The following is a 23,328-nucleotide window of genomic DNA, read 5'->3' on the forward strand; positions in this document are numbered from 1 at the left end:
GTGACTCAGCTCATCACCACCGACCTGGTCGTGCTCGACCAGAACCTGGGCACCTCGCCCGAGGACGTGATCCGGCACCTGGCCAGCACAGTAGCTGCGACCGGCCGCGCGTCAGAAGTCGAAGGCCTCTTCTCCGATGCTTTCGCCCGCGAACAGAAGACCGCCACCGGCATCCCCGGCGGCATCGCCATCCCGCACTGCCGCTCTGCTGCGGTCATCGAACCCACGCTGGCCATGGCCAGGCTCAACCCCAAGGTGGACTTCGGCGCCAAGGACGGGCCCGCGGACCTGGTCTTCTTTATCGCTGCGCCCGACGGCGCGGACCAGGAGCACCTGCAGCTGCTGTCCAAGCTGGCCCGGTCCCTGATCAAAAAGGATTTCACTGCGGCACTCCGCAATGCATCTTCGCGGGAAGAGATCGTGGCACTGGTGGACGGCGCTTTGGCGGACAAGCCGGCGGCCCACGCAGCTGCTGCAGTTGCCGAAGCTGCGCCCGCTGCTGCTGTTGCTACTGGTTCAACCACCGCTGGCCCCCGGCGTCTGGTGGCCGTGACCGCGTGCCCCACCGGCATCGCCCACACCTACATGGCCGCCGATTCACTCGTGGCCGCAGCCCAGGAAATGGGCGTGGACCTGCAGGTGGAGACCCAGGGTTCCTCCGGCGCCAAGCCGCTTGACCCTGCCGTCATTGCCGCCGCCGAAGCCGTGATCTTCGCCGTGGATGTGGATGTCCGCGGCAAGGAGCGCTTCGCCGGCAAGCCCGTCATCAACGCCCCCGTCAAGCGCGGCATCGACGAGCCGGCCAAGATGGTCCAGGAGGCGCTCGCTGCCGCTGCCAATCCGAATGCGCGCCGAGTCCCCCACTTCGGGGCCGAGGAACAGGCTGAGAACGAAGCCACCGAAAAGGGCGAACACATCGGCCAAAAGCTGAAGAAGGCACTCCTCACCGGTGTCAGCTACATGATCCCGTTCGTCGCCGGTGGTGGCCTGCTGATCGCCCTGGGCTTCCTGCTGGGCGGCTACCTGATCACTGATTTCGCCAACGCGATCGTGGTGGAAAACAGCATCTTCAACCTGCCCACCGAATACCCTGACAACGCCTGGGGACCACTCGGCGCCTACCTTGGTGCCGTGCTCTTCAAGATCGGCGCACTGTCCATGGGCTTCCTGGTGCCTGCCCTGGCCGGATATATCGCGTATGCGATCGCCGACCGGCCAGGCATCGCACCGGGCTTCGTTGCCGGCGCCGTTGCCGGCTTTATGGGCGCAGGCTTCCTCGGTGGAATCGTCGGCGGCTTGCTCGCCGGTTACGCCGCCCATGTGATCGGAAGTTGGGCCGTGCCGCGTTGGTTGCGCGGCCTGATGCCGGTGGTGATCATTCCGCTGCTCGCCTCCCTGGTCGCGTCGGGCCTGATGTTCCTGATCCTCGGTGGCCCGATCGTTGCGCTTACTGCGGGACTGAACGGGTGGCTGTCCGGCCTTACCGGTGCCAGCGCCATCGCTCTGGGCGTCATCCTGGGCCTCATGATGTGCTTCGATCTCGGCGGCCCGGTGAACAAGGTCGCCTATGCCTTCGCCGTCGCCGGACTTGGTGCCGCTTCCTTGGATAACCAGGCCCCGTGGCAGGTCATGGCAGCTGTCATGGCCGCTGGCATGGTGCCGCCGCTGGCCATGGCCCTGGCATCGACAGTCCTGGACAAGAAGCGCTTCAGCCTTGCTGAGCGCGAAAACGGAAAGGCAGCATGGCTGCTGGGAGCTTCCTTCATCTCCGAAGGTGCCATCCCGTTCGCTGCCGCTGACCCGCTCCGCGTTATCCCCGCCAGCATGCTCGGTGGAGCTGTCACCGGCGCCATCTCCATGGCGGCGGGCGTAGGATCCAAGGCCCCTCACGGCGGTATCTTCGTGTTCTTCGCAATCGATAACTTCCTGATGTTCGTCGTCGCCATTGCGGCAGGAACCATCGTCACCGCCCTGTCAGTGATCGCTCTCAAGCGCTGGGCCGTCCGCCAGCCCGCTGCTACCGTTGAGTCGGTTCCAGTAACGGTTTGACCGGCCGCACCGCACCACCACCCACGGCGTTGAACCAACGGACGCGCCGAAAGACAATAGGAGCAAGAATGTCAGAACGCACCGCAACCGTCGCCAGCCGAGTAGGCCTGCACGCCCGCCCCGCCGCCATCTTTGCCGAGGCCGCCGGCGAGTTCGACCTGGACATCACCATCGCCCGCCAGGGCGAGCCGGTCGATGAGGCAATGGACGCCGCCAGCATCCTGTCCCTCATGAGCCTGGGTGCCGCCCACGGCGATGTTGTGGTGCTCCGTGCAGAAGGTACCGGCGCGGATGACGCCCTGGAGCGTCTGGTGCAGATCCTGGAAACGGACCACGACGCCGAGTAAACAGCCTGACGCCAGCGGCCGCCGTCGCGCCTGTCCCCTCTCCTGGGAAGGTACGACGGCGGCCGCTGGTTTCTTAGCCGCGTTCTGCGATCTTCTTGACGTCCGCCACGAGCATGTCCCACATGCCCTTGGAGTGTTCCGCTGCGTCTTCGTTGGCGTTGTTGTCCTGCGAGAGCGTGAGCGTTGTTGCACCGCCCTGGCCCTCGAGGGTCCAGGTGAGCGTGTGGTAATTTTCCGGCTTGTCTTCCTGACCGCCCAGCGGGCTGAAGTGCGAATGGACCAGCCTGCGGCCGGGGTCTACCTCGAGGATCTCGCCCTTATCTTCGTAGGGTTTGCCTTCCCACTCCCCGCGCCAGGCGATGGGGCTTCCTTCCGTCCAGTCGGTTTCCAGGTCCGCGCCGAACATGAACTCCTTGACGGCGGCGGGATCGGTGATAACCCTCCAGACGCGGTCCGCCGGAGCTTCGATGGCGATGGTGGACGTGGCCACAAGATTCCCGGCCACTACCTGGCCTCCTTCGCGGTCAACAGCAGATATTCCCAATCCATTTGCCACGCGGCATCACCGTGGGCCTCGCCAAAGGAATCGGCCAGTTCGGTGAGCGCTCTGTCCAGGGCCTGCGCCTTATCCTTGTCATCGCCAATGAACTTATAGACCGAGATGGTGGGGCCGTCGTGGGACTTGAAGTACCGCAGGAAGTCCTCCGGCTGGTGGAAACTGCGGATGGCCAGTGAACGCTTCTTCGCCTGGATATCGGTGATCCTGCTACCGAAGAGTTCCCGCACGTGGTCCTCGCTTCCCCACAGCGGCGGCGGCTGGGCTCCGGGCGAAGGCGGCGGCGCGAGCGGCTTCATGGTGGCAAACATCCTTCCGATGAAGCCTTCGGGCGTCCAACTGAGCAGGCCTATGGTGCCGCCGGGTTTGCATACCCGGACAATTTCGTCCGCTCCGGCCTGATGGTGCGGCGCGAACATCACGCCCAGGCAGGACGTGACCACGTCAAACGAATCGTCCTCGAACGGCAGGGACTCGGCGTCCGCTTCCACCCATTCAAGCCCAACGCCGCGATCGGCAGCCTGCCGTCGCCCGGCGTAGAACAGTTCCGGGGTGAGGTCGCTGGCCACAACATGGGCGCCCATCATGGCCGCAGGGATGGCCGCGTTGCCGGCACCGGCAGCCACGTCCAAAACGTGCTGCTTCGGCTTGATTCCGCAGGCATCAACCAGAATGGCCCCGAGATCCTGTACCAGTTCACTGGCCAGTGCCGGGTAATCCCCCGAGGCCCACATGGCCCGGTGCTTTTGCTTCAGTGCCCGGTCTGCCTCGTCTACGTCCGCTTGGTCATTCATGGTGGCGCCCCTCTTCTTTGACAGGTTTTCCCTTGACAGGCTTCGAGTGACAGCACGCTGTTCCACAGCGCTGTGATGCGACCCATTGTGGCCGCAGCAGTGCGGGCTGTAAAGCGTCTGGGGCTAACGGCCCACCACGGAAGCAAGCAACCTTACTGCTTCCTTGTTTTTCGCGAGTCCCGGAATTAGCGTGGAAGCCTGACCAGCCAATACGGTGCTAATCCCGGACCCGGCGAAGGAGGACCACATGCCCGGTAAGAACAACCCGAGCCTGAAAGATCCTGAACTGTACGAGGAACTGCGGGACGACGGCGCGTCCAAGCAGAAGGCCGCCCGCATCTCGAACGCGGCCGCCAACAAGGGCCGCTCAGCGGTGGGACGCAAGGGTGGGAAAGCCGGCGATTACGACGATTGGACCGTCCCGCAGCTAAAGGCCAAAGCCAAGGAGATAGGCCTCACTGGCTACTCAGCCAAAAAGAAGAGCGAGCTTATCTCCGCCCTGCGGAACTCCTAGGCGGCGGCCATCCCCACCACCACAGACTGTTCGCGGCCCGCTTTAAGCACCCTTTCGCGCCCGCGTTGTGGTGGCTTTCGCCGCAGGCTTCGCGGCGGTGGCTTTGGTTCCGGAGGACTTGGTTCCGGAGGGCTTCGCGGCAGCAGATTTCGTGCTTGCAGTCCTGGCACGGGCTTTGGCGGGAGCCTTCGCGCCGGAACTGTCGGCACTCTCTTCCGTGTCGTCGTCGTCCGCGTCTCCGGAGGCCGTATCCCCGGAGCCCGCCTCCGCAGACGCGGCAGGTTTCCCGCCGCCGCGTTTCCGCTCCAGGCTGCGCTTCAGCGCCTCCATCAGGTCGATGACCTCGCCGTTGCCGCCCTCACCCGCGTCTGCACCGAATGTTTCGTCAGTATCGAGCGAATCCCCCTTCTCCAGCTTGGCCTCGATGAGCTTCCGGAGCTGCACCTGGTAGTCATCGGTGAAGTGCTCGGGTTCGAAATCGGCGGCCATGGACTCTACGAGGGCAGCGGACATTTCGCGTTCCTGTGCCGAAATCCGAATGGAAGTGTCCAGGGCCGGGAAGCTGGCCTCCCGGACCTCGTCGGGCCACAGCAGGGACTGCAGGACCAGTACGTCGTCCTTGATGCGCAGCGCCCCCAGCCGGGTCTTCTCGCGCAGGGCGAACTGGACGATGGCCACCCGGTCCGTATCCTCGAGCGCCCGGCGCAGCAGCACGTAGGCCTTGGGCGATTTGGAATCCGGCTCCAGGTAATAGCTCTTCTCGAACATCATGGGTTCGAGCTGCTCCGACGGGACAAACTGGACCACCTCGATCTCGTGGCTGTTTTCCGCCGGGATGGATTTGAGTTCATCCTTGGACAGGACCACCGTCCGGCCATCGTCCTCAAATGCCTTGTCAATGTCCGAATAATCGATGATCTTGCTGCACACCTCGCAGCGGCGCTGGTACCGGATCCGGCCGCCGTCGGCATTGTGGACCTGGTGGAGGCTGATGTCGTGGTCCTCGGTGGCGCTGTAGACCTTCACGGGCACGTTGACCAGGCCAAACGCGATGGCACCTTTCCAGATGGCTCTCATCCCTCAAGTGAACATCACGCGGGGCCGGAGGTGAAGACCCATGGCCGGCCCTAAAGAGCGTGTCAGGGTGGCCGGCCGGGAGCTGACCCTCACCAACCTGGACAAAATCATCTACCCGGAGACCGGCACCACCAAGGCCGACGTCCTGGCCTACTACGCCGCTGTGGCCCATGTCCTGATCCCGGCAGCGGCCAACAGGCCCGCCACCCGCAAGCGGTGGGTCAACGGCGTGGGCACCGCCGGGGAGCCCGGCGAGGTGTTCTTCCAAAAGAACCTGGAGGATTCAGCGCCCGGCTGGCTCCCCCGCGCCGCCATCACACACAAGGACCGGACCATCTACTACCCGATGGTGAACGATCCCGCCACGCTCACCTGGTTCGGGCAGATCAATTCGCTGGAAATCCACGTCCCCCAGTGGCAGGTGGACTCGCACGGCAAGCAGCTCAATCCGGACCGCCTGGTCCTTGACCTCGATCCCGGCGACGGCGCAGGGCTTGAGGAATGCGCCGAGGTTGCCAGGCTGGCCCGCGCCATCCTGCAGGACGTGGGCCTGGAACCCGTGCCGGTGACCAGCGGCAGCAAGGGCATCCACCTCTATGCCGGCCTTGACGGCACGCAGACCTCCGATCAGATCTCGGACTTTGCCCACGAACTGGCCCGCGCACTGGAAGCGGACCACCCGAATCTCGCCGTCAGCGACATGAAAAAGACGCTGCGCAAAGGCAAAGTACTGGTGGACTGGAGCCAGAACAGCGCCGCCAAAACCACCATCGTGCCGTACTCCCTGCGTGGCCGCCTCACCCCCACCGTGGCTGCCCCGCGGACCTGGCGGGAGATCGGCTCCCCCAAGCTGCAGCACCTGGACTACGACGCCGTGCTGCGCCGGATGGAGGCGGGCAAGGACCTGTTCGCCGCCGTCGGCCGCGGTGCCGGGCACCCGGGGGACGCCGGGAACCCTGGCCCCCCGGACGGGAAGACGGACGACGGCGGCACGCACGCCCGGCTGGAGCGGTACCGATCGATGCGGGACCCGGATGGGACGCCTGAGCCGTTCTCCGGCACCTCCGGAAACGGGGACACCTTCGTGATCCAGGAGCACCATGCGAGCAGGCTCCATTTCGATTTCCGGCTGGAGCACGAGGGTGTGCTGGTGTCGTGGGCCCTGCCGAAGGGAGTCCCGGAATCCGGCGGGAAGAACCACCTGGCCGTCCAGACCGAAGACCACCCCCTGGACTACGCCACGTTTGAGGGCACCATTCCCAAAGGCCAATACGGCGCCGGGGAGGTCACTATCTGGGACCATGGCACGTATGAACTGGAGAAATGGATCAACGGCCGCGAGGTCATCGCCACCCTGACCGGCGCAGAGGGCGGGGGCCTGGGCGGCACCAGGAAGTTCGCCCTCATCCACACCGGCCGCGGGCGGGGCAGGGAAACTGAAGGGCAATGGCTCATCCACCTGATGGACAAGGACCACCACACATTCCATCCGCGGCGGGCCCACGTGGAGGATGAACCGGCGGAGGAATTCAGTCCCATGATGGCAACGTCCGGGACCGCCGCCGACCTTCACGGCAGCGATTGGCAGTTTGAACTGAAGTGGGACGGCGTGCGGGCCCTGCTGGTCGCGGACGAAAAGAAGGTCCGGATCTTCAGCCGCAACGGCATCGACGTCACCGCAACCTACCCGGAGCTGACGGACCGGTCCTGCTGGCCGGCGGGGCCGTTTGTTGCCGATGGTGAGATCATCGCCGTCGGGCCTTCGGGGAAGCCCGACTTCGGGCTGCTTCAGGGGCGCATGAAGCTGACCCGGCCCGGCGACGTCGCCAAGGCCCGCGCAGCCATCCCGGTCCGGCTGATGCTCTTTGACCTGCTGTCCGACGGTGGCGAGGACCTTCGCCGGCTGCCGCTCGTCAAGCGGCGGCAGCGCCTTGAGCAGTTTTATCGGCCTTCGGACTGCCCGGTGGAGCTGTCTCAGGTCCTGGACGAAAGGATCGAGCACATTCTGGAAAGTGCGCAGGAGCTGGGGCTTGAGGGTGTCATGGCGAAGCGGACCGACAGCCGCTACGTCAGCGGGCGGCGGACCCGGACGTGGATCAAGATCAAGCTGCACCAGACCCAGGAAGTTGTGGTGGGTGGCTGGCGGGCGGGCAAGGGCGGGCGGCGGAGCTCGGTAGGGTCGCTGCTCGTGGGCATCCCCGACGGCAACAAGCTGCGCTACGTTGGCCGGGTGGGCAGCGGGTTCAGCACCCGGGAACTGGAAGGACTCCGGCAGAAGGTGGACAGTCTGGCCCGCAAGACGTCACCGTTCGACGACGTTCCCAGCGAGGATGCCTCGGACGCTCACTGGGTCACGCCGCGCCTGGTCGGCGAGGTGACCTTCGGGGAATGGACGGGCAGCGGAAAGCTCAGGCATCCGGTGTGGCGGGGCTGGCGGCTGGACAAGAGCGCTGACGAAGTGGTGCCGGAGGGCTAGCGACGCGCCATGGTGCTGCTGACCTGGCGACGCGCAAATTCGTCCAGGACTCGCAAAATCGCCCGGGACACACAAAAGGTCTGGCGACGCCCGAATTCGGGTGTCGCCAGACCTTTTGTGTGTCGTCAGGTCAGATGCGCGTCGTCAGCGGGCGTGTGCCTAGGACGAGTGCGGCATCTGCGGGCGGCCAGTGCGGTGCACGGCCGTGACTGCAGCTTCCTGGCCCATGCGGCCGTGGCCTGTACCCCGCTCTTTGGGGTGCCGCCGCTTGCCGTTGCCGTCCGGCCACTGGCGTTCGCCAGCCATCGCGGTAGTCACCGCAATGGTGGCCGGGTCCGGCATGGACGGGGTGTCCATGGCTGCCGCGAGATGACCCGCGACCTCCGGTTCGATCTTTGATCCAGCATGATTTTCAGCCATTATTCTTCCCTTCGCAATGAAATGAAGTGGTTACCAATAGTAGGTCTGGCGTGCTGTCCCGGCGCTGGAATTACCAGCGGACCTTCTTTTCCGCCGGGCCCTGCTTGCCGCTGGCGTGGGTGGGCTTGTGGCTCTTGCCGACGCTCTGCAGTCCGGCGTCGCCGCCCCGGGATTTGCTGGCGAGCATGGCCCGCTGCGCTTCGGTGAGCCCGGCCCGGATGCCCTTGGCGTCGGCGTCGTCCAGTGCGGAGTCGGGCTGGCTGGGAGTGTTGTTTTCAGTCATTTGGTGGAACCTTTCTGAGGAGAATCAGTGTGTCTGACGAGATCAGCTGGACGGGGCCTGTGATACCAGGCCGCAGGCGTCCGCCTACTCAAAAATCAGTGTTCCCATGGCTCAACAATAGGCAGTTTCAGGCTCGGTTGTGAACCCCCGGTTTCCGGCCCGTACATGGGGCGGGATGGTGGTCCGCAGGGCAGCCGGGGCAGCGGTCCGGATGGCCGTGGCGGCTGTCACTTTCCGGCGCGAATCAGGGGAAAAATGGCCTAAAAAATGCGTCGTGAACAAAAAGATTCCATAACGGTGGCCCCGAACCGCCCGAATCCCAATGATGACGGGGCGAGACCCGCCAAAAAAATCCCTGGAAACCGGTGGAAACGCTCTCTAAGGAGGGCACTTTACGGTACAAAACTCTCATTTGCCATGGAATTCGCGTAAAATTGAAGGCCTGCCCGGAGCGGGGCAGCTACCAGTCGCAAGCAAATGACCTCCACAGGAGCCGCCCAAATGCCCACAGACCGAAGCACGACCGACTCTTCAGCAGGCATGAACAACGCCAGCAGAACCAACAATGCACCAGCCAAGGGCGCACTACCAAGCGTGCCTGAACCGAAGATCCTTGCGCGTCGCCGGCTCAAAGAGTCCGACGTGAATGTTGTAAACCGGCCCATGCTGAAAAAGGCGCTCGGCGGAACCATCGTTGGAAACACCATGGAGTGGTACGACGTCGGTGTTTTCGGCTACCTGATCACCACCATGGGACCTGTCTTCCTGCCGGAGTCAGATCCATCAACCCAGACGCTGTTCCTGCTTGGCACCTTCGCTGCCACCTTCATTGCCCGCCCGCTGGGCGGCGTCATCTTCGGGTGGCTGGGCGACAAGGTGGGCCGCCAGAAGATTCTGGCCACCACCCTGATGATCATGGCCGCCAGCACTTTCGGCATCGGCCTGCTGCCGGGCTTCGCGCAAATCGGTCTCTGGGCCGCTGCGCTGCTGGTAATCCTGAAGCTGGTGCAAGGCTTCTCCACCGGCGGTGAGTACGCCGGCGCCACCACCTTTGTGAGCGAATACGCCCCGGATAAGCGCCGCGGATTCTTCGCAAGCTTCCTGGACCTGGGCAGCTACATGGGCTTTGCCCTCGGCGCGGCGCTGGTTTCTGCCCTCCAGCTGACCCTTGGCCAGTCAGCCATGGAGGAATGGGGCTGGCGGATTCCATTCCTCATCGCCGGCCCGCTGGGCCTTATCGCCATCTACTTCCGCAGCCAGATCGAGGAATCGCCTCAGTTCCAGGCAACCCTGGACGCCCAGGAAGAGCTGGCTAAGAACGCAACAAACGGCGACGCCGCTGCGGTTAAGGGTCCGGTGGGGATCGTCAAGGCGTACTGGCGGCCCATCATCGTTGCCATGGTGCTGGTGGCCGCAGCCAACACTGCCGGTTACGCGTTGACCTCCTATATGCCGACTTACCTCACCCAGTCCATGGGCTACGACGAGGTTCACGGAACGCTGCTGACAATCCCCGTCCTGGTGATCATGGCCTTGTGCATCCCACTGACCGGCAAGCTGTCCGACCGCATCGGCCGCCGTCCAGTGCTCTGGATCGGCGCCCTGAGCACGGTGGCCTTCTCGGTCCCGGCCTTTACGCTCATCGGAATCGGCGAAGTCTGGTCCACGCTGGCAGGGTTGTCCCTGATCGCGTTCCCCGTGACGTTCTACGTGGCAAACCTCGCGTCGGCCCTGCCGGCCCAATTCCCCACCTCGAGCCGCTACGGCGCGATGGGCATCTCCTACAACTTCTCCGTGGCCATCTTCGGCGGAACCACGCCCTTCATTGTTGCAGCGCTCATCAAGGCAACCGGCGATGACATGATGCCGGCCTACTACCTCATGGGAACGTCTGCGATCGGGGCAGTGGCGATCTACTTCCTAAAAGAATCCGCTAACAGGCCGCTGCCCGGCTCCATGCCCAGCGTGGATACGCAGGCGGAGGCCAGGGAACTGGTTGCAACCCAGGACGAGAACCTGCTGATCGACCTGGACGAGATGCCGTTCGAAACCCAGGACATCAAGGACGCCTCAACTTCCAAGGTTCCGGCCGGAGCCTAAGCAACACAGCGGAACACCAAACCGGCCTATCCGGGCCGTCCTGCAGCCCGCGCCTGAAGGCCCGTCCCCGCACGTTTTCCCTGGGTGGAAGCACGCAGGACGGGCCTTCAGCCGGGCCAGCCCGGCCGGCCCCAAGCGACGCCCTGTGACCGAGCTAATGGTCCCCATTCCGGCCGTCTGCTAATTTTCAAACACGGGTCTGATTGATAGGTGGTGTTGGCTGTGCGCAGAGTCATGGCCCATGCCCGCTCGCTGCATGCGCTGGGCCCGGCCAACAACGACCGGCTCTCGGCCGTACGGGTTGCCCTCAGCGTGGCACTTCCCTCCTTGGTACTCCTGGCCATCGGCCGCCCAGAGCTGACTATGTACGCAGTGTTCGGCGCCCTGACCGGCATGTACGGACGCTCTGAATCCCATCAGCTGCGCCTCAAGCACCAGGCCCAGGCGGCAGTGGTCCTGATCAGCGGCATCACGGTGGGCGTATTCCTTTCCCTCAACCACATCCACTCCTGGTGGCTGGTGCTGGTAGAGGCTGTGCTGGCCGGAGTCGGGTCCCTGTTCTCCGACAGGGTGCAGCTCAAGCCGAACGGACCGTTCTTCGGCATCCTGGCACTAGGCGCCTGCGCCTCGGTTCCGACGAACGTGCCGTTCCTGACGGCCGTGCTGATCGGTGCAGCCTCGGCTGCATTCTCAATCCTTGTGGGCTTCGCTGGCTGGCTGCGGGTTCGGACCTGGCAAGCGGGCGCCATGCGGGACGTTCCGCGTCTCAGCGGCGAACTCCGTCAGGCCGCGCTGGTGCACGCAGCCCGCTATGTCCTGGCCGTCGGTGCCGCCGGCGCCTGCGGAGTGCTGAGCGGCAGCGGCCACCCGCACTGGGCCATGGCCGCGGCCGCCGTCCCGCTTGCCGGAGCCGACCTGCCCAGCCGCGTCCACCGCGGGATCCACCGCATCGTGGGGACGTTCGTCGGTTTGGCGCTGGTCGCCGTCGTACTTTTCCCTGGTCCGCTGTCGCCGCTGCAATATTTCCCCGGCCACACCGCCGCCGTGCTGGCGCTGCTGGTGATCGCATTCCAGTTCCCCACCGAGCTGTTCATGGCGCGGCACTACGGCTGGGCCATGGCCTTCTTCACGCCGGTGATCCTGCTCATGACGCAGCTTGCCGCGCCCGCGGACCCGGGCCTGCTGGTAACCGAACGTGCGGTGGAGACCTTTGTGGGCGCGGTGATCGGTATCGCGGTGGTGGTTGCGGTCCGCGCACCGCGGAAGACTACTGTTTCGGGCGTCGCGGCGGCCCGGACGTAAGCCGCGCCGGCAGCAATCGCGAGATGGCCGCCACCAGTTTGTAACGTTTGGTGGGGATCGAAACGCCCTTCCCGCTAACGTTGTCCGCCAGCCCGTCCCGGACCACCCAGTCCGCCCGCAGCCACATCCAGAGCGGCGCGACCGATTTGTCCATGCCCATGCGGTCATGGAATTCGGTGTGCGTAAATCCGGGGCACAGAGCCGTGACTTGCACGCCTCTTGGTCCATAGGCAATGTTGGCCCAGCGGCTGAAGCTGACCTGCCAGGCTTTCGCAGCCGAGTAGCTGCCGCGGTTGGCAAAAGCCGCCACGCTGGCCACGTTGATGATTCGGCCGGAATGCCGCTCCAGCATCCCCTGCAGGGCGGCATGGCAAAGCACCATGGGGGTCTCAACGTGGAGGCGCAGGTGCCGTTTCTCGTCGTCCAAGGAATTGTTTTCGAAGGAATGCAGTAGCCCGATCCCCGCGTTGTTCACCAGGACTTCAACCGGCCGCGCAGCGTCCGTGAGCCGCCCGACGACGGCGGCCACTCCGGCGTCGTCCGTCAGGTCAGCGGGCAGCACCTCAGCGGAGACGCTGTAATCACGCTCGAGTTCATCAGCGATCTGCTGGAGCCGGGCGGCGTCGCGGGCCACCAGCACCATGTGGTGGCCTTCCTGCGCAAGCTGGCGGGCGAACTCCGCACCCAGCCCTGCCGTTGCACCTGTTACGAGCGCTGTGGTTGGTGTCTCCATGCGCCAAGACTAACCGTGTTATTCCGTAGTCCGTAGCGTTTTCCTCCTGGCCCGGCGTCGAGGTCCTCCACCCTGATGTTCATCTCATGCCATCCGGTGCTGTCCAAGGAGGCCCGGCTGGACGCGTCCGGCCGCCCGGTACTTCTGGAGGACCAGGACCGACGGCGGTGGGATCTGTCCGCGATTCGGCGCGGACGTGCAGCGCTGGCGCGGGCAGCGGGTTCCGGACGCGGGCTGGGTGCTTATGGTCTCCAGGCGTCCATCGACGAGTGCCATGCCGTGGCTCAATCGGTTGCCGAAACGGACGGGAGCTGGTGGGGGCGCGCGCGGTCCTGGAGCGCACGGTGGACGAGCTCGGCTGACCCCGGGCTGGGCCTTGGTCTAAGCGAACCTGGCGAGCGGGTTGGCGAGCCGGCCCGCCATCTGCAGCCCGCCGGACGGGTCGGTGAGGTCAAGCATCTGCTGGTTGTTCCGCAGCTGCAGCCGGTTCAGGCACGACAGTTCGAAGTCCGCGGCGAACAGGTCGTGGCGGGCGAACTGGTCCGCGAGCTCCGGGTTCTCCGCCTGGTAGTCCTGGATAACCCGGGCGGCCGTGCCCCAGAACTCCTCCTCACTGAGTTTGCCGTCCTCCACCAGGAGGGCACCGAGGAAACGGAAGATGCAGTCGAACACATCCGTGAAGATCGCCAGGACCTTTTCGGTGTCGGGAATGTCCACCTGGATCCGTGACACCTCCTCGGGCAGGTCCAGCCGGCGCCCCATCACCACGATTTCCTCGGCGATGTCCTTCATAACCGCCCGCACTGGGACGCCGTCCTTCAGCACCAGGATCACGTTCTCGCCGTGCGGCATAAAGGCGAGTTCGTACCGGTAGAGGCAGTGGACCAGCGGGACGAGGTAAGCCTCGAAGTAGCGGCGCAGCCATTCGACCGGTTCCAGTCCGGAGCGCTCGATCAGGGCAGACACCATCGGCTTGCCGGCCGAATCGACGTGCAGCAGGGACGCCATGGTGGCCAGCTGCTGGCAGTCCTCCAGCAGAGGGAGCGGACTTTCCCTCCACAGCACAGACAGCATCTTCCCGTAGGGCGAGCCTTTGGCGGACGCGGCTTCGTAGTAGCTGTTGTGGTAGCCGATCGCCGCGATCTCGCTGATCATGGCCAGGCCGCGCTTCTGCAGGGCTGCGTCTGACCGGATCAGGTCCTGCAGCCAGTCATTGATGGCCGGGGTGGCTTCCATGTACTGGGGCGAAAGTCCGCGCATAAAGCCCATGTTCAGGACGGACATCGCTGTCTTGACGTAGCTCTTGGCGGGCGCGGCTGTATTGAAGAACGTCCGGATGGACTGCTGGGCCTGGTACCTGTCAGTCCCCGTCCCCAGGTGGATGATGTGCTGCTGGGCGATCTCGGCAGCGAACGTGACGGTGAGCTTGTTCTCCCACTGCCAGGGATGCACCGGCATCAGGAAGTACTGCGCGGGGTCCACACCCTGCGCTGCGAATTCGGCGTCAAACGACTGCAGCGCGGCGGCGCCGAGCTCGGCCTCTAAGTGGGCACGGTAGTCCAGTCCGGCGCTGGACGTGAAGACAGCCTTGCTGCGGTGGACCCCGATCCACTCCAGGCTGACGGAGGCTCCGGTCTCCGGCGCGAACGCCCGGTAGTCGCTGACACCGAAGCCCAGCCGGCCGTTGTTGGCCACAAAACACGGGTGGCCCTCTGTCATGCTGCGTTCGATGGCCTGGAAGTCGGCTGCGGGGTCGGTGCCGCCGGTGACTCCTGCCACGAGCTCTTCAGCAGATGGCTGTCCCAGCCACTGCTTGTAGGAGTGTCCGGCCAGCGTGCTGCTGATCTCTTCCAGGTAGACCGGGAGCATCTCCTCGCTGATGCCCAGGGTGTCCCTGAACTCGGTGATGAAGCGCAGCGCGTCCGGGGCGGCATCCTCGCCGCCGCGCGTGCAGCGGATGGATGCTGCGTCCACCGACCAATGCTCCAGTTCCAGCACGCGGGCGGTGAATGAGTACGCGGTTGAGCCGTCGTCGCTGCGCACCGCGTATACCGCGGGCTCTTCCGCACCTGTGGCACCTCCGCCGGAGCCCAGGCGCTGCGGCTCCAGGATGCGTTCGTGCAGGAATTCGGCGAGCGCCTTGCGGACCAGATGGCGGTTGGCCGTAGCCCAGCGCTCGGGCGCGAGGTGGGGAACGGTGTTGGCGGTGGATTCCGCCATTGCGGCGATGGCGGGGTTCAGCTCGATAGTAGTCACAGTGGTGCTCCCTGGTGGATCGGGGCGGAAAGTTCATGGGAAGGGTCTTGGGTGTGGCGCAGGGCTGCGCGGGCGGCGAGGTAGTCCTGGCGCGTGCAGAAGCTGAGCAGCGCTTCCTTGTCCGGCAGGTTGACTACCCCCGACGGCTGGAAGCCGAGCCGCTCGTTGAGCACATGGATCTTGGAGTTCCTGGCGTCCGGTTCCACCACCACGCGTTCCACGCCTGGCTTTTCGAACAGCCGCTCCAGCACGGCGTCCATCACCGCGGCCGTGTACCCCGGCTTGGGGTCTCCCGACGGCGGCGCTACCAGCAGGTGCATGCCGATGTCGCCCTCCTGCACGGCATAGACCGCGGCCAGAGGCGAGGCGGCCGGAACGTATTCCTCCATCAGGAAGGCGGGGACGCCGTCGTCGTTGATCCCCAGCAAGGCATGGTGATGCCCCGTTGCCTGGATTCTCGAGTATTCCTCCACAAGGCCGTCAACTGTGGAGGACAGCATCCCCCAGAACGACGCGTACGGCTGGGTCACCCAGCTGTGGAGGAGGGGGGCGTCTGCAACGGCGTCAACACAGCGGAACGTGAAGCTCACGCGGGCACCTCCGCAGCCTGGATCGGAGCCGGCACAGCGATTGGGCCGGGCCGGGGCGGTCCGAACTGCTGGAACGCGATGCTGCGTTCCACGGGATAGACCTCGCGGCCGGTGATCTCGCGCAGGATGCACGAGTTGCGGTAGGCGGCCATGCCGAGGTCCGGGGTGACAAAGCCATGCGTGTGCAGCTCGGCGTTCTGGACAAATATTTCGCCGGGTTCCACGCCGGTGCCGTAGTTGCGTGCGACGGCGAACCGACCGGCGGTGTCCCTGGCGATCCGGTCCTGGATGCCCGCCAGGAAGGTCGGCTCCCGGTAGGTGTAGCCGGTGGCCAGGACCACTGCTTCGCTGTCCAGAACATAATCCGAACCCTGCTCCTCGTGCCGGAGCCGCAGGGTGTGGGAGCCGGCGGCGGGATCCCACGCGGCGTCGGTGAGAGATGAGTGCGTCAGCAGCTGCGTGTTCACCATGCCGGAGAGGCTCTTGGTGTACAGGAGGTCGTAGATGGCGTCGATCAGCTCGGAGTTGATGCCCTTGTACAGGTTCTTCTGGCTCTTGATCAGGCCGTCGCGCTGGTCTCGAGGCAGCCCATGGAAGTAATCCACGTACTCCGGCGAGGTCATCTCCAGGGTGAGCTTGGTGTATTCCAGCGGGAAGAAACGCCCGGACCGGGTGACCCAGTTCAGCTGGTAACCGTAGGTGTCCATGTCCTGCAGGAGCTCGTAGTAGATTTCTGCGGCGCTCTGGCCGCTGCCGACGATGGTGATGCTGCGTTTGGCCTGCAGTTCACTCTTCCTCGACAGGTAGTCGGCGTTGTGGAGCACAAGCCCCCCGCCGCCATCAACAGCAGACCCGACTATTCCGTCACAGGAAGCCGGCACGTACGGCGACGTGCCGGTGCCCAGCACCAGCCGCCGGGCCAGCAGCACCTCGGGCCCCTCCGGACCTTCCACCGAAAGGCGGTACACGCCGGCGTCGTACGTTATATCCAGCACGGCTGTGCTAAAACGGACCAACCGCAGCTGGCCGGCCACCCACTGGCAGTACTGGTTGTACTCCGCACGCAGCGGATAGACGTTTTCGCGGATGTAAAACCGGTAGAGCCGGCCGGTCTGCTTGAGGAAATTCAAGAACGAATACGGCGAGGTAGGGTCGGCCAGCGTCACCAGGTCCGCAATAAACGGCACCTGGAGATGCGCCGGCTCCAGCATCATGCCGGGGTGCCAGTCGAAGGATTCCCGCTGCTCCAGGAAGACACCGTCCAGCCCGTCCACCGGCTCACTGAGGGCGGCAAGGCCCAAATTGAAGGGCCCGACGCCGATCCCGGCGAAGTCGAAAATGCGCGTTTCTGCAGAAGCGCTAAAGTCCGGGGCGCTCATGCGGACACCACGCTGGTGCTGGGGCTAACACCGTCGCCGTCCAGCAGTTGCGCACCGGTGCGGCGCAGCAGTTCGATGATCTCGCTGATGTCCTCCAGGGTTGCTTCGGCGTTGAGAAGGGTGAACTTCAGATAGTGCCTGCCCGCCACCTTGGTGCCGGCCACCACGGCCTGCCCGGACGCGAAAACGGCTGCGCGGATGGCCGGGTTGAGGGTGTCGGCCGCGTCCTCGGAAAGCCGGCCGTGAGCGTCGGTGAGGCCGACATCGGCAAAACCGGCGCCGGCAAGGGCAGCAGCACCGGACACAGTTCCGGCCACCCGGGGCCGGTACCGGAACACCAGCGTGCTGAGCTGCGGGTCGGCGGCGAGCTCAAAGTCGCCGTCGGCCGCCAGCACTGATCCCACGCGGGCGGCGAGATCGATCGCTTCATCAAACAGGGCGCCAATGGCATCAGCGCCCATGATGCGCAGGGTCAGCCACAGCTTGAGCGCGTCAAAGCGCCGGGTGGTCTGGATGCTCTTGTCCACCTGGTTGGGGATCTCGGCCTGCGCGGCGCTTTCCGGGTTCAGGTAGTCCGCGTAGTAGGTGACGTGCTGGAGCATCGCTCGGTCGCGGACCAGCAGGGCGCTGGAGCTGACGGGCTGGAAGAACGTTTTGTGGAAGTCAACGGTGACGGAATCGGCCAGCCGGGTCCCGTCCAGCAGGTGGCAGTAACGGCCGGAAACCATCAGCCCGCCGCCGTAAGCCGCGTCAATGTGGAACCAGGCACCGTAGGCGCGGGCCAGGGCGGCGAGGTCCGCCAGCGGGTCCACCGCACCGAAGTCGGTGGTCCCGGCGGTGGCCACAACCGCCATCGGAATCAGCCCGGCGTTGTGCGTTTCCGCCATGGCCTCGGCGAGCGCGGCCGGGTCCATCCTGTGGTCAGCGGCGCACGGGACGGAGATGACGGCGTCGAAGCCCATGCCCAGCATGGACGCGGACTTCCGGATGCTGAAGTGGCTGTCCGCGGACGTGAAAATGCGCAGCTTTTCCAGCATGGCGGGCAGCCGGAGTCCGGCGTTGGCCGGCTCCTGCCGCAGCCCCGCAACGGCGTGGTTGCGCGCAATCAGAAGTGCCTGCAGGTTGGACTGGCTGCCGCCGGAGGTGAATACGCCATCGGCTGCAGCCCCCAGCTGCAGCCTTTCGGCGGTCCAGTCGATGAGCCGGCGCTCGATCATGGTGGCCCCGGCGCTCTGGTCCCAGGTGTCCATCGAGGAGTTCACCGCGGACAGGATGGCCTCCCCCACCAGTGCCGGGATCACCACCGGGCAGTTCAGGTGGGCCGCGTACTTCGCGTCGTGGAAGTAGATGGCGTCCCGGAGGTACACGGCCTCCAGCTCTTCCAGCGCCGCGGCTGTGTCCGGGAGCGGCTGGTCAAGGTCCACGGCGCCGATGCGCGCCTTCATTTCGGCAGGCCCGACGCCGGTGAACGGCCGGGTGGTGCGGTTCAGCTTGGTGGCCACGGCGTTGACGCCCTGCAGTACCTGCGCCACGTACCGGCTGGAGTTCCTTGTGTTGAACAGATGGTTGGTGGCAGCGAGGGCCAGCTCCACCCGGGAACCGAAATCCTGCCCAGGCAGGATTTCGCTCACCCGGTTGTCCACGTACATCTCATCAACACGGGGCAGCAGCGGCACAGTGGTCATCCTTAGTTCGACGTTGCGGATTGTCTTTAGCAAGGTAAGCCTTACTTAGGTAAACCTTTTCGTCAAACTTTAGTGACTTATTTATCTTAAGCTCCGGGAATACCGCCGTTCTGCGGGCGGGTGCGCGTCATTGACTGGCCCCGGTCGCGAATCGGGGGCAAGATACTCCACGCTAGTTGTCCGGCCAGTCGATGTGTTGTTCGTAACCCTCGTGGGCGCGGAGGTAGCCGGCAATGAACGGGCAATGCGGAATGATCCGCTTACCCGAGGCCACCACGTCGTCCAGCGCGAAGTGAGCCAACACCTTGCCCAGTCCCTGCCCCTTGAAGTCCTCGGCTGTGTCGGTGTGGAGGAAATCCACGTGTCCGGGCAGGTCCCGGAAGAAGGACTGGACGGCGACCTTCCCGCCCACCCGCAGCTCGTAGCGGTGATGCTCGTCATCCCTGGACAACGAGACGTCCGGGCTGAACTTGTCCTCTGTGGAAATCATGTTCTCAGTCATGGTTCGACATTGGCACTACTTGGCGCGGCTGGCAATGGTCCATCAGGCTGCCGTCCGTTGTGGGCGGCCAGTTCGGCACGGACATCGCCCGGGACGCGTTCCGGCATCCTGCCCAGCAGCAGCACGGCCAACACAAAGCACGCTGCGCCACCTCCGAGCAGGCCGAGCGTCAGGCCGTTGAGGGCAGCGTGCCCCACCGGGATGAAGACGACGACGGCGGCCGTCAGCACCGCGGCGGCGGGCCTGCCGCGGGTGTGGACAGACGCCGTCGGACGTTCCTCAAGGCCACCGAACGCGGCCAGCACCGGGAGGAGAAGGGCCACAATGCCCAGGAGGACGAGCGGACGGGCCCACCACCATTCAGCTGTGCCTGCCGCGGGCTTGGGGAAGTCTGTGAGGAGCAGGAGCCCGGACATGGCCACGAGCAACGGCAGGTGCCAGAGGTAAACGGTCATGGAGCGGCGGCCGGCGATCATAACCACCGCGCGGACCCAGCGCACGCCGGAGACCCAGCCGAGTCCCGGCCGGAAAAGCTGGAGCGCTGCGGCCTGGGACACGCCCAGGAGCAGCAGGCAAAGGTTGGGCGGGTTGAGGTTAACCAGCATGTTTCCGGAGTAGAGGCCCAGGCCGGTGACCAGCCCGAGCAGCAGGTTGGCTGCCAGGATGAGCCCCACCAGGCCGGAGCGGGTGAGCCTGGCGAGATGTCCGTCGGCCATCAGGAAGCCGAGCTGCTGCACCGCGCACCACAGGAAGACAAGATTCGCGTAGGCGAGTACGGGGAGGGCCCCGCGGAAGCAGTCGACGGCCACTACCAGGGCGGCCAGGACGGCAACAGTCAGCCAGGGCGCGCGGCTGTGGAACCGGGCCAGGAGCGGAATGTTGAGCTGGGCTGCAAGGTAGGCGGCAAGGAACCACAGGGGCATACCGGCTCCGGTGGCCATCAGCTGGACCACCTGGGCGTCCACACCGAACAGAAGCGCCGCCGAAAGGCCCAGGAACATCACCGCCAGGAGGGCCGCCGCCGGACGGACCAGCCGCAGGAGCCGGGCCTGGGCAAACTCGAAGCCGGTGCCGCCAAGGGCCTGCAGCCGCTGCCAGGACTGCAGCCCGGTGGTACCGCCGGTCACGAAGAACAGCGGCATGACCATAAAGATCCAGATGACGGGCACGAACCACGGCTGATCGCCGAGGGTGTTTTCGGAGGACACGGTGCCGTCCCTTTGCAGGACGGGGCTGACCATCATGCAGTGGCCCACCACCACCAGTGCCAGGCAGAAGAACCGGACAAGATCGATCACCAGGTCGCGCTGGACCGCCTGTTCACCGTGCGGGGCGGGCCCCGGCTCCTTCACACCACTCACGTGCAGTCCCTACATGCGCCGATGCTGTTGTTGACTCAATTGTCCGCCCGCGATGCGCTCCCGGCCAGCAAGGACCAGCCGAAACGCCAGCAGGGCCAGTCAGCCCGCAACGGCCAGCAACCCAAGCACGACGGCGAGCAGCGGCGTCGTGCCTTGAAGCGCCGCGGCGCGGAGGTACTTTTTCCCACTGAGTGCCAGCACCGCGGCGGCGAGCAGCATGGAGCCGCAGCAGCTGAAAATGAGGGTCCAGCCGGCCACCTGCTGCGCCGAGACGCCGGGGCCAAGCGCCACGCAGCCCACTCCAATGAACGCGCCGATGGCCAGGAACAGGTTGTAAAAGCCCTGGTTGTAGGCGAGTGGCTTGGTGGTCTCGGCGTCGGCCTGGGAGGCGAGGCCGAAACGTTTCCAGGTGGCCGGGGTGGTCCACGTGAGGGACTCCATGGTGAAGATGTTCACGTGCAGCCCGGCGGCGATGAACGCAAAAAGAAGGGAGGCCAGGATCATGTGCTGATCCTAGCCTCCCCAAAACTCAAAAGGGCGTCACCGGGTGAGCATGCCCAGCGCCGATGTGGTGAACTCCCTGGCCGTGGTGTTCCAGTGGCCCAGCAGGCCCTGGAGGTTCTCGCCGTCGGCACGGTGCGCGGGCAGCTGTTCCTGGAGTGTGGACAGCAACCCGGTGCGGAGCTCGGTGTTGAAGTTCACCTTGCCCACGTTCATCGCGGCCGCCTTGACCAGCTCCCCCGCAGGGATGCCGGACGCTCCGTGGAGCACCAGTGGAATGTGCGTCCGCACGGCAATGTCCTGCAGGACGTCCCAGCGAAGCTGGGGCTCGCCCTTGTACTTGCCGTGGACGTTGCCCACCGCTACAGCCAGCAGTTCAGCGCCGGTACGGGCCACAAAATCCTCCACCTGGGCGGAATCCGTCAGCCCTGCAACGGCCACACCGGCTTCATCCGCGCCGAAGGCCCGGTCCTCGTCGCCGGCCAGGCCGCCGAGTTCGGCTTCAAGCACGACGTCGGCGCCCAGCACAGCGCGTGCCTGACGGACGAGCACAATGTTCTCCTCATACGGCAAGGAGGAACCGTCCGCGAGGACCGAATCCGCCCCCGCGGCGACGGCGTCGGCCATCACCTTGAGGTCCGTCGCGTGATCAAGCTGGACAGCCACCGGAACGAACGCGGCGTCTGCCAGGCCACGGAGCGCGGCGATCAGCCGCAGTCCGTTCGCCGTGGCAGCCGTCTTGGGGGCCACCAGCAGGATGATCCCGTGGCCAGCGTCCTCGGCCGCGCCCACTACGGCAAGCGCCGTGGTGAAGTCGTAGCAGGTGAAGGCGGGAACGGCCGAGCCCTGCTGGAGGGCTTGCGTGACCAGCTGGTCGAGTCGGGTGCGCATCAGACGCTCAGGCCGCCGGCCAGGATCCATACCAGGAACGTCAGGGCGAAGCCTGCCAGTCCAAGGATGGTGGTGAGCACGGTCCAGGTCCGCAGTCCGTCTGCGACGGACAGGCCCAGGAAACGCGTGACGATCCAGAAGCCTGAATCGTTGACGTGGCTGAGGCCGAAGGCGCCGAAGCCGATCGCTACCAGGATGAGTGCGGTCTGCACCGGCGAGTAGCCGCCGTCGGCAACCGAAGCGCTCAGCAGGCCAGCGGTGGTGATGATGGCAACCGTGGCGGAGCCTTGCGACGCCCGAAGGATTGCCGCCAGGACGAAGGCCATCAGGATGACCGGGAGGCCGACTGTGTGCAGGCCCTCGGCCAGCGCCTTGCCGATTCCGGAGACGGTCAGGACCTTGCCGAAGACACCGCCGGCGCCGGTTACGAGGATCACGATGGCCGTGGGGGCCAGGGCGGAGTCCATGACTTCACCGGTCTGCTGTGAACTCCAGCCGCGGCGGATGCCCAGGAAGTAGTAGGCGAGTCCCAAGGTGGTCAGCAGGGCGATGAGTGGCGCACCGACGAAGCCCGCAACGTCTGCAGCAGGGCTGCCCTTGGGCAGGATAACGGCGCCGAGGGTTCCCACCATGATCATCAGGATCGGCAGGACGATGAGGGAGATGATCATGGCCGGGCTCGGAGCGGTCTTGACCGGCGAGACGCGGGTCTTGACGGCGACGCCGGACCCGCCTTCGTTTGCGTCCTGTTCGACCTCGGATTTGCCCGTACCAAAGAGCCGGAACTGCGCCGCGGTGGAGGGAAGCATGGTGAAGTCGCGGCGGTTCAGCCGGCGGGCAACGAAGTAACCGAGGACGCCGACGGGGATGCAGAGGGACAGACCGATGATGGTGGTCCATCCGATGTCCGCGCCGAGGATTCCGGCGCCACCCACCACGCCCGGGTGCGGCGGGACAACAACGTGGATGGCGAGCATGATCGCGCCGACCGGCAGGCCGATCTTGACCGGGTTGACGCCGGCAGCCTTGGCGAAGCCGTAGATGATCGGGATCAGGATGATGAATCCGACATCGAAGAACACGGGGATGGCCAGCAGGAAGGCGGCCGAGGTGAGCGCGGCGATGACACGGCGCGGCCCCAGCAGTTGGGTGAACTTGCCGGCCAGGGCCTGGGCCCCGCCCGAGATTTCGATCATCTTGCCGAGCATGGCGCCGAGACCGACGAGGATGGCCACGTTGCCGAGTGTGCCGCCCATGCCTTCTGTTACGGTCTTGACGACGTCGGCCAGCGGGATGCCGGCGGTGAGTGCCACTCCCACGCTGACGACCAGCAGGGCCAGGAAGGCGGGGATTTTGAACTTGATGACTGCCACGAGCAGCAGGGCGACGCCTGCTACTGCTATGGCCAGGAGAGCGAGAGCGCTCATGGTGTGTGTCTCCTTCGACGGTGCTAGTTCGGCCTAGCGGGCTGGGTGGATCGACGACGGCGGAAAGGGGGGATCCGCCGTCGTC

General features: G+C 65.4%; 21 protein-coding genes and 1 pseudogene. 7 read left to right on the plus strand and 15 right to left on the minus strand.

Annotated features, from left to right (window positions below):
- Positions 1–2,049 carry a fructose-specific PTS transporter subunit EIIC gene (locus DAD99_RS06700; RefSeq protein ID WP_193340867.1) on the plus strand — a complete coding sequence of 683 codons (2,049 nt, stop codon included), beginning with the start codon at positions 1–3 and terminating at the stop codon, positions 2,047–2,049.
- Positions 2,050–2,117: 68 nt separating this feature from the next.
- Positions 2,118–2,396: an HPr family phosphocarrier protein gene (locus DAD99_RS06705; protein WP_193340868.1), complete on the plus strand. Its 279-nt coding sequence runs from the start codon at positions 2,118–2,120 to the stop codon at positions 2,394–2,396.
- A gap of 73 nt (positions 2,397–2,469) precedes the next feature.
- On the opposite strand, the gene DAD99_RS06710 is transcribed toward DAD99_RS06705, so the two are convergent.
- Complete coding sequence (locus DAD99_RS06710; protein ID WP_193340869.1) at positions 2,470–2,901, minus strand: SRPBCC domain-containing protein; 432 nt, start codon at positions 2,899–2,901, stop codon at positions 2,470–2,472.
- Positions 2,901–3,746 (minus strand): class I SAM-dependent methyltransferase, encoded by an 846-nt coding sequence (locus DAD99_RS06715; protein ID WP_193340870.1) that lies wholly within the window; start codon positions 3,744–3,746, stop codon positions 2,901–2,903. The genes DAD99_RS06710 and DAD99_RS06715 overlap by 1 nt, the downstream gene beginning before the upstream one ends.
- 247 nt (positions 3,747–3,993) lie before the next feature.
- Between DAD99_RS06715 and DAD99_RS06720 the strand changes: the two genes are divergently transcribed.
- Positions 3,994–4,260: a Rho termination factor N-terminal domain-containing protein gene (locus DAD99_RS06720; RefSeq protein ID WP_193340871.1), complete on the plus strand. Its 267-nt coding sequence runs from the start codon at positions 3,994–3,996 to the stop codon at positions 4,258–4,260.
- Positions 4,261–4,302: 42 nt separating this feature from the next.
- Here the strand turns inward: DAD99_RS06720 and DAD99_RS06725 are convergent, their stop codons facing one another.
- On the minus strand, positions 4,303–5,337 hold the full coding sequence (locus tag DAD99_RS06725) for a Ku protein (protein WP_193340872.1): 1,035 nt from the start codon (positions 5,335–5,337) through the stop codon (positions 4,303–4,305).
- Positions 5,338–5,377: 40 nt separating this feature from the next.
- Here DAD99_RS06725 and DAD99_RS06730 point away from each other — a divergent pair, with 40 nt between their 5' ends.
- Positions 5,378–7,813, plus strand: coding sequence for an ATP-dependent DNA ligase (locus tag DAD99_RS06730; protein ID WP_193340873.1), 2,436 nt, complete (start codon positions 5,378–5,380; stop codon positions 7,811–7,813).
- 159 nt (positions 7,814–7,972) lie between these two features.
- Here the strand turns inward: DAD99_RS06730 and DAD99_RS06735 are convergent, their stop codons facing one another.
- Both DAD99_RS06735 and DAD99_RS06740 read right to left on the minus strand, forming a co-directional pair.
- Entirely contained in the window at positions 7,973–8,233 is a 261-nt protein-coding gene (locus tag DAD99_RS06735; RefSeq protein WP_193340874.1) for a hypothetical protein, read from the minus strand.
- Positions 8,234–8,303: 70 nt separating this feature from the next.
- Positions 8,304–8,516 (minus strand): hypothetical protein, encoded by a 213-nt coding sequence (locus DAD99_RS06740; RefSeq protein ID WP_185262327.1) that lies wholly within the window; start codon positions 8,514–8,516, stop codon positions 8,304–8,306.
- A 501-nt stretch (positions 8,517–9,017) separates the two neighbouring features.
- On the opposite strand from DAD99_RS06740, the gene DAD99_RS06745 reads away from it, so the two are divergent.
- Together DAD99_RS06745 and DAD99_RS06750 are read left to right on the plus strand one after the other, a co-directional pair.
- Positions 9,018–10,616 carry an MFS transporter gene (locus DAD99_RS06745; RefSeq protein WP_193340875.1) on the plus strand — a complete coding sequence of 533 codons (1,599 nt, stop codon included), beginning with the start codon at positions 9,018–9,020 and terminating at the stop codon, positions 10,614–10,616.
- 222 nt (positions 10,617–10,838) lie between these two features.
- The gene (locus DAD99_RS06750; protein ID WP_309233215.1) at positions 10,839–11,918 is read left to right on the plus strand and encodes an FUSC family protein; all 1,080 of its coding nucleotides are present in this window, start codon (positions 10,839–10,841) and stop codon (positions 11,916–11,918) included.
- Here the strand turns inward: DAD99_RS06750 and DAD99_RS06755 are convergent.
- Positions 11,884–12,651 (minus strand): SDR family oxidoreductase, encoded by a 768-nt coding sequence (locus DAD99_RS06755; RefSeq protein ID WP_193340876.1) that lies wholly within the window; start codon positions 12,649–12,651, stop codon positions 11,884–11,886. The two genes, DAD99_RS06750 and DAD99_RS06755, sit on opposite strands and share 35 nt — an antisense overlap.
- Before the next feature lie 111 nt (positions 12,652–12,762).
- Here DAD99_RS06755 and DAD99_RS21545 point away from each other — a divergent pair.
- Positions 12,763–12,957, plus strand: a pseudogene (locus DAD99_RS21545) (DUF6596 domain-containing protein); the annotation flags it as partial.
- Positions 12,958–13,032: 75 nt separating this feature from the next.
- Here DAD99_RS21545 and DAD99_RS06765 read toward each other — a convergent pair.
- The 9 genes from DAD99_RS06765 to DAD99_RS06805 form a co-directional block, all read right to left on the minus strand.
- Positions 13,033–14,871, minus strand: coding sequence for an IucA/IucC family siderophore biosynthesis protein (locus DAD99_RS06765; protein ID WP_193340922.1), 1,839 nt, complete (start codon positions 14,869–14,871; stop codon positions 13,033–13,035).
- 32 nt (positions 14,872–14,903) lie between these two features.
- Complete coding sequence (locus tag DAD99_RS06770; protein WP_193340878.1) at positions 14,904–15,497, minus strand: GNAT family N-acetyltransferase; 594 nt, start codon at positions 15,495–15,497, stop codon at positions 14,904–14,906.
- Positions 15,494–16,876, minus strand: coding sequence for a lysine N(6)-hydroxylase/L-ornithine N(5)-oxygenase family protein (locus DAD99_RS06775; protein ID WP_193340879.1), 1,383 nt, complete (start codon positions 16,874–16,876; stop codon positions 15,494–15,496). The genes DAD99_RS06770 and DAD99_RS06775 overlap by 4 nt, the downstream gene beginning before the upstream one ends.
- On the minus strand, positions 16,873–18,525 hold the full coding sequence (locus tag DAD99_RS06780; RefSeq protein ID WP_193340923.1) for an aspartate aminotransferase family protein: 1,653 nt from the start codon (positions 18,523–18,525) through the stop codon (positions 16,873–16,875). The genes DAD99_RS06775 and DAD99_RS06780 overlap by 4 nt, the downstream gene beginning before the upstream one ends.
- A gap of 208 nt (positions 18,526–18,733) precedes the next feature.
- Complete coding sequence (locus DAD99_RS06785; protein ID WP_185262322.1) at positions 18,734–19,063, minus strand: GNAT family N-acetyltransferase; 330 nt, start codon at positions 19,061–19,063, stop codon at positions 18,734–18,736.
- Entirely contained in the window at positions 19,060–20,424 is a 1,365-nt protein-coding gene (locus tag DAD99_RS06790) for an acyltransferase (RefSeq protein WP_375372176.1), read from the minus strand. Before DAD99_RS06790 ends, DAD99_RS06785 begins: the two co-directional genes overlap by 4 nt.
- A 99-nt stretch (positions 20,425–20,523) precedes the next feature.
- On the minus strand, positions 20,524–20,928 hold the full coding sequence (locus tag DAD99_RS06795; RefSeq protein WP_193340880.1) for a DUF1304 domain-containing protein: 405 nt from the start codon (positions 20,926–20,928) through the stop codon (positions 20,524–20,526).
- 36 nt (positions 20,929–20,964) lie between these two features.
- Positions 20,965–21,816, minus strand: coding sequence for a class II fructose-bisphosphate aldolase (locus tag DAD99_RS06800; protein ID WP_193340881.1), 852 nt, complete (start codon positions 21,814–21,816; stop codon positions 20,965–20,967).
- Complete coding sequence (locus tag DAD99_RS06805; protein ID WP_193340882.1) at positions 21,816–23,243, minus strand: GntP family transporter; 1,428 nt, start codon at positions 23,241–23,243, stop codon at positions 21,816–21,818. Before DAD99_RS06805 ends, DAD99_RS06800 begins: the two co-directional genes overlap by 1 nt.
- Positions 23,244–23,328: the final 85 nt, after the last annotated feature.

It is taken from the genome of Pseudarthrobacter sp. AB1 (genome assembly GCF_014926485.1).
Lineage (GTDB): Bacteria > Actinomycetota > Actinomycetes > Actinomycetales > Micrococcaceae > Arthrobacter.